Annotated in this window: 4 protein-coding genes; 3 read left to right on the top strand and 1 reads right to left on the bottom strand. The window is 68.8% G+C overall.

The window, feature by feature from the left end; translation table 11 throughout:
- Positions 1-1,441, top strand: a 1,441-nt coding sequence (locus RIF93_RS18200; protein WP_309092868.1) for a mannitol dehydrogenase family protein, incomplete at its 5' end; no start/stop codon positions are given.
- Here RIF93_RS18200 and RIF93_RS18205 read toward each other — a convergent pair.
- On the bottom strand, positions 1,396-1,743 hold the full coding sequence (locus tag RIF93_RS18205; RefSeq protein ID WP_309092869.1) for a helix-turn-helix transcriptional regulator: 348 nt from the start codon (positions 1,741-1,743) through the stop codon (positions 1,396-1,398). The genes RIF93_RS18200 and RIF93_RS18205 overlap by 46 nt on opposite strands.
- 157 nt (positions 1,744-1,900) lie before the next feature.
- Between RIF93_RS18205 and RIF93_RS18210 the strand changes: the two genes are divergently transcribed.
- Positions 1,901-4,921: a TonB-dependent receptor gene (locus RIF93_RS18210; RefSeq protein ID WP_309092870.1), complete on the top strand. Its 3,021-nt coding sequence runs from the start codon at positions 1,901-1,903 to the stop codon at positions 4,919-4,921.
- A 73-nt stretch (positions 4,922-4,994) separates the two neighbouring features.
- Positions 4,995-5,608, top strand: a 614-nt coding sequence (locus tag RIF93_RS18215) for a glycosyl hydrolase family 28-related protein (RefSeq protein WP_309092871.1), incomplete at its 3' end; no start/stop codon positions are given.

Below are 5,608 nucleotides of genomic sequence, written 5' to 3' on the forward strand. Positions count from 1 at the left end.
CCCTTTGAACCGACTGTCCGACGCGACGCTGGCCCAGGTCCGCGCGCCTGTCCGCACGCCGGCCTACGACCGCGCGGCGGTGAGGATCGGCGTCGTGCACTTCGGCCCGGGCGCCTTCCACCGCGCGCACCAGGCCTTCTACTTCGACGAGATGCTGAAGAGGCGATCGGACTTCGGCGTCTGCGCCGTCTCGCTGCGGTCGCCGGACGTGCGCGACGCGCTATCCCCGCAGGGCGGCCTCTACACCCTGGCGGAGATGGAGGCCGAGCCGGCGTATCGCGTGATCGGCGCGATCCGCGAGCTGCTGGTCGCCCCGGAAGATCCCGAGGCCGTCTTTCGCCGTCTGGTGTCGCCGGACGTGCGCTACGTGACCTCCACGGTCACCGAGAAGGGCTACTGCCTGACGACAGCCGGCGAGCTCGACCTGGCCCACCCGGATGTCCAGCGCGACCTGGCGCAGCCGGACCGTCCGACGAGCCTGCCGGGCTGGATCGTCGAGGCCCTGCGTCGCCGGCGCGAGGGCGGCCTTGCGCCCTTCACGGCCATCAGCTGCGACAACCTCTCGGACAATGGCGTGAAGCTGCGGCGCGCGGTGCTGCAACTGGCCGAGGCCGGCGGCCAGCATGACCTCGCCCGCTGGATCGCGGCGGAGGCCCGCTTCCCGTCCAGCATGGTCGACTCCATCACGCCGGCGACCGACGACGCGCTGCGCGGGCAGGTGGCCGGGGTGCTGGGGCTGGAGGACGCCTGGCCGATCCAGCGCGAGCGCTTCACCCAGTGGGTGGTCGAGGACCAACTGGGGAGCGACGCGGCCGCGTTCGCCGCCGCGGGGGTCACGGTCGCCCGCGAGGTGGCTCCGTTCGAACGCGCCAAGCTTCGCCTGCTCAACGGCGCCCACTCCACGCTGGCCTATGTGGGCCTGGCGCTCGGCCGCGAGACGGTGTTCGAGGCGATGCAGGAGCCGGCGCTGGCCCGCTTCGTCGAGCGGATGATGCGCGAAGACGTGACCCCGACGCTGGATGCGCCCGAGCTCGACGTTCCCACCTACATCGGAGACGTCCTGACCCGCTTCCGCAACCCGGCCATCGTCCACAAGCTGTCGCAGATCGCCTGGGACGGCTCGCAGAAGCTGCGGTTCCGCCTGCTGGAGACCGCCCAAGACGCCCTCGCCGCCGGCCGCCCCGTCGATCGTCTGGCGGTGGGCGTCGCGGCCTGGATCGGCTTCGTCGTGCGCCAGACCGGGGCCGGTGAGCGCGTCGTGGATCCCCTCGCCGACCGGCTCGCCCTCACCGCGACGGGCGGCTGCGATCCGGTGGAGCGCTTCCTGCACCTGGATCAGGTGTTCCCGCCCGCCCTGGCCGCCGATCCGCGGTTCCGCAGCGCCGTCGCGCGGGCCTACGACGCCTTGGCCAACGATCCGGCGTCGGCGTTGGCGGCCTGAGCCGCCCGGCTCAGCCGCTCCTCGATTCGGCGCACCAGCTCCTGGGCCGGCAAGCCCAGGCTGTCGGCCATGCGGCAGAACTCCAAGAGGTCCACGCGCCGCTGGCCGCGCTCGATCATCGCGACGTGGGAGCCGGTCTTCTCCAGGCGCGCCGCGAGCGCGCGTTGGCTCAGGCCCGCCTGCCGCCGCGCCTCAATGAGCACTTCGCGCACGACCCCGTACTCGCTCGAGAACACCGGATTGGGCCGGCGCGCGTAGCCGGAGATCACCGTTGCGGCGTTGTTGACACCGGTGTCAGCCAAAGGCATGTTTCCTCCAAGCTTGGGTGCGTCTGCGGTTTCCGCCGATTTTCTCAAGCTTTTATGACACCGGTGTCAATGACATTGATACTGGTCCTGCAAGGTTCAAGGCCGCAGCGACGGCGACGCCCGGAAACAGGGCGGTAGGGGAGGAAAATCGATGGTGCGAACGGGCGAAATCCGCCTGCGCTCGCTGGCCTGCGGCGCGTCCATTCTCGTTCTGGCCGCCGGCTTGGCCGGCCCGGCCCTGGCGCAGTCGCCGGCCGAGCAGGCCACAGGCTCGGAAGTCGAGGAGATCGTCGTCACCGGTTTCCGTGCGGCGATCCAGAGCGCGATCGCGGTGAAGCGCGAAGAGTCCGGCGTGGTCGACGCGATCAAGGCTGAGGACATCGCCAAGTTCCCCGACAACAACCTGGCCGAGTCGCTGCAGCGGATCCCCGGCGTCGCGATCACCCGCTCCGCGGGCGAAGGGCGCAACATCACCGTCCGCGGCCTGGGCCCGGGTTCGACCCGCGTGCGCATCAACGGCATGGAAGGGCTGACGACGACGGGCGGCTCCGACGCCGACGGCGGCGCCAACCGCAACCGCCAGTTCGACTTCAACGTCTTCGCCTCCGAGCTCTTCAACAGCCTGGCCGTCCGGAAGACCGCCTCGGCCAGCGTCGAGGAAGGCTCGCTAGGCGCGACCGTCGACCTGACCACCTCGCGGCCGCTCGACTTCGGCAAGGACCAGGTTTTCACCGTCTCCGGCCAGATGGGCTACAACGACCTGTCGAAGAGCTGGGACCCGCGGTTCGCCGCCCTCGCTTCCAAGACGTTCCTGGACGACACCGTCGGCGTGCTGGTCTCGGTCGCCTACTCCGAGCGCGGCGTGCGCGAGGAAGGCTTCAACACCGTCCGCTGGGCGGAAGGCACCTCCAACAGCGGCTGGTGCAGCCCGCTGGGCTTCGACACCAACGCCACCACCGCGGGCCAGCAGTTCAACCCCGGCGCCAACGCCACGACTGGCGCCTCGGCCACCCACTGCTCGGCGGGCGAACCCCGCATCGCCGGCACGCCGGAAGCGATCGCCGCCTACCAGCGCGCGTCGGATCCCGGCAGCTGGCACCCGCGCATCCCGCGCTACGCCCGCCTCGACTACGATCAGAAGCGCCTGGGCATCACCGGCGCCCTGCAGTGGAAGCCGACCGACCGGACGACGGTCAGCTTCGACTACCTGTACTCGAACTATAAGTCCCACCGGACCGAGAACTATCTGGAGGCCATCTCCTTCAGCCGCGGCGCCGCCAGCCCCGAGTTCGGCAAGGCGTTCATGATCCCGCGGGTCTTCGAGACCGACGAGCACGGCACCCTCACTTACGGCGTGTTCGACAACGTCGACATCCGCCTGGAGAGCCGCGAGGACAAGCTGGAGACGATCTTCAGCCAGTACAGCCTCTCGGGCACGCACGAGTTCACCGACACCCTGCGCGTCAGCGGGATGATCGGCACCTCGAAGTCCAGCTTCAAGAACCCGATCCAGACCACGATCACCTTCGACCGCGCGAACCAGGACGGCTGGACCTACGACGCGCGCGACAACAAGCACCTGCCCAACATCACCTGGGGCTTCGACGTCACCGACCCGACCGCGTTCACCTTCACGAACGCCAATGCGACGGGCTCGGTCCGCCCGAGCGAGATCCGCCTGCGGCCGCAGTTCGTGCAGAACAGCTTCGACATCGCCTCGGGCGACATCGCCTGGGAGGCCACCGACACCTTCACCTTCAAGTTCGGCGGCACGTGGAAGAAGTTCCGCAACGACGGCCAGGAGTACCGCCGGGCCACCGAGTTCGCGATCCCGGCCATGCCGGCGGGCGTGAACATCACCTCGCTGTCGGAACAGCTCACCGGCTTCGGCAAGGGTCTGGGCGGCGGCGCGGGCGTGCCCACGGGTTGGGTGATCCCCAACTTCGACGCGGTCGCCGAAGCCTACGGCATCTACTCGAACACCGGCACGTTTACGCTGCAGGGCATCGAGAACACCAACGCGCGGGGCAGCTTCCGGACGATCATCGAGGAAAGCCAGGCCCTGTACGGCCAGGTGGACTTCGACACCGACATCCTGCCCTGGCGCCTGCGCGGCGACTTCGGCGTCCGCTACGTGGAAACGGAAACCACCGCGTCGGGCTATCGTACGCTGACGACGCCGACCGGCACCGTGCCGGACCGCATCACCGTCGAGAACAAGTACGAGAACTGGCTGCCCTCGGCCAACGTTGTGGCCGAGGTGACGCCAGACTTCCTGGTCCGCGCCGCCGCCGCCAAGGTGATGGTGCGTCCGGGCCTGGGCGCCCTGAACCCCGGCGGCACCGTCAACACCACGGGCAACCTGTCGATCACGACCGGCAACCCGTTCCTGAAGCCGCAGACGGCGAACACCTACGACCTCTCGTTCGAGTGGTACCCCGGCGGCAATTCGCTGGTGGCGCTTGGCTTCTTCATCAAGGACTTCAAGCGCGACTTCACGACGGTTCGCCTGACCGGTCCGTTCTCGTCGTTCGGCCTTCCCGAAGAGCTGCTGGCAGGGACCGGCCGCACGCCCAGCGACGAGGCGCAGTTCACCACCACGATCAACACGAAGGGCGGCGATCCCTACAAGGGCTTCGAGTTCAACGTGCAGCAGCCCTTCACCTTCCTGGTGGACCGCTTCGGCATGCCCGAGTGGGCCGGCAACTTCGGCGTGCTGTTCAACTACACCTACGTGAAGGGCACCCAGCAGTTCTGCGCCGGCACGCCCGTCAATGGCGTCTGCCCCGCGAACCTGGTGCTCGAGAACCGGCCGACCAACGTCTCGAAGAACGCCTACAACGCCACGATCTTCTACGAGGACGCGAAGTTCAGCGCCCGGGCCTCGCTCTCGCACCGGTCCAGCTACCTGTTCGCCGTGCCGTCCGGGAACCAGGGCAACCTGACCACCGGCCGTCGCCAGGACTACCAGGACGCCGACTGGGTGCCGTCGACGACCACCATCGACGCCAACGTCAGCTACCAGCTCACCGAGAAGCTGCGCCTGACGCTGGAAGCCCTCAACCTGACGGACGAAGAGAGCCGTCAGTACAATGACACTGAGGCCGCCCGCGTGTGGACCAACCACCACTTTGGTCGCCAGTTCTACTTCGGCGCGCGCTACGCCTTCTAAGCGCGCCTCGAGAGGCCGGGCGGTCCTCCCCCCGCCCGGCCCTTCCCCTCACCCTGCCTATCGGAGCACCGGCATGTTCAGCCGCCGTGATGTCCTTCTCTCGGGCGCGGCGCTGGCCGCAACGCCCGCCCTCGCCGCTCAGGCCGCCGAAGACGACTGGGCCCTGGCCCGCGAGATCGTTGCGCGCATCAAGCCGCCGACCTTCCCCGATCGCGACTTCCCGATCACCGACTTCGGCGCAGACGGCGAGGCCGTGGCGGATTCGAGCGAGGCCTTCCAGAAGGCGATCGCCGCCGCCAATGCCGCCGGCGGCGGGCGCGTCGTCGTCCCGCCGGGCGCCTGGCTCACCGGGCCCCTCCATCTGAAGAGCAACGTCAACCTGCACGTCCAGAAGGGCGCAACGATCCTCTTCAAGACCGATCCCAAGGCCTACCTGCCGCTGGTCTTCACTCGGTGGGAGGGCATCGAGCTGATGAACTACTCGCCGTTCGTCTACGCCTTCGAGCAGGAGAACATCGCCATCACCGGCGAGGGGACGCTCGACGGCCAGTGCTCGCGCGAGCACTGGTGGACCTGGAAGGGCAAGTGGAAGCAGAACCAGCACGGCTGGGTGGAAGGCATGCCCGACCAGCGCCCCTCCCGCGCCAAGCTCTTCCAGATGGCCGAGGACCGCGTGCCGGTCGAGCA

It is taken from the genome of Phenylobacterium sp. (genome assembly GCF_031181185.1).
GTDB lineage: Bacteria > Pseudomonadota > Alphaproteobacteria > Caulobacterales > Caulobacteraceae > Phenylobacterium.

Excerpts from the sequence above, each read along its gene's own strand:
- RIF93_RS18210 (WP_309092870.1), top strand. The coding sequence starts at position 1,901 with ATGGTGCGAACGGGCGAAATCCGCCTGCGCTCGCTGGCCTGCGGCGCG.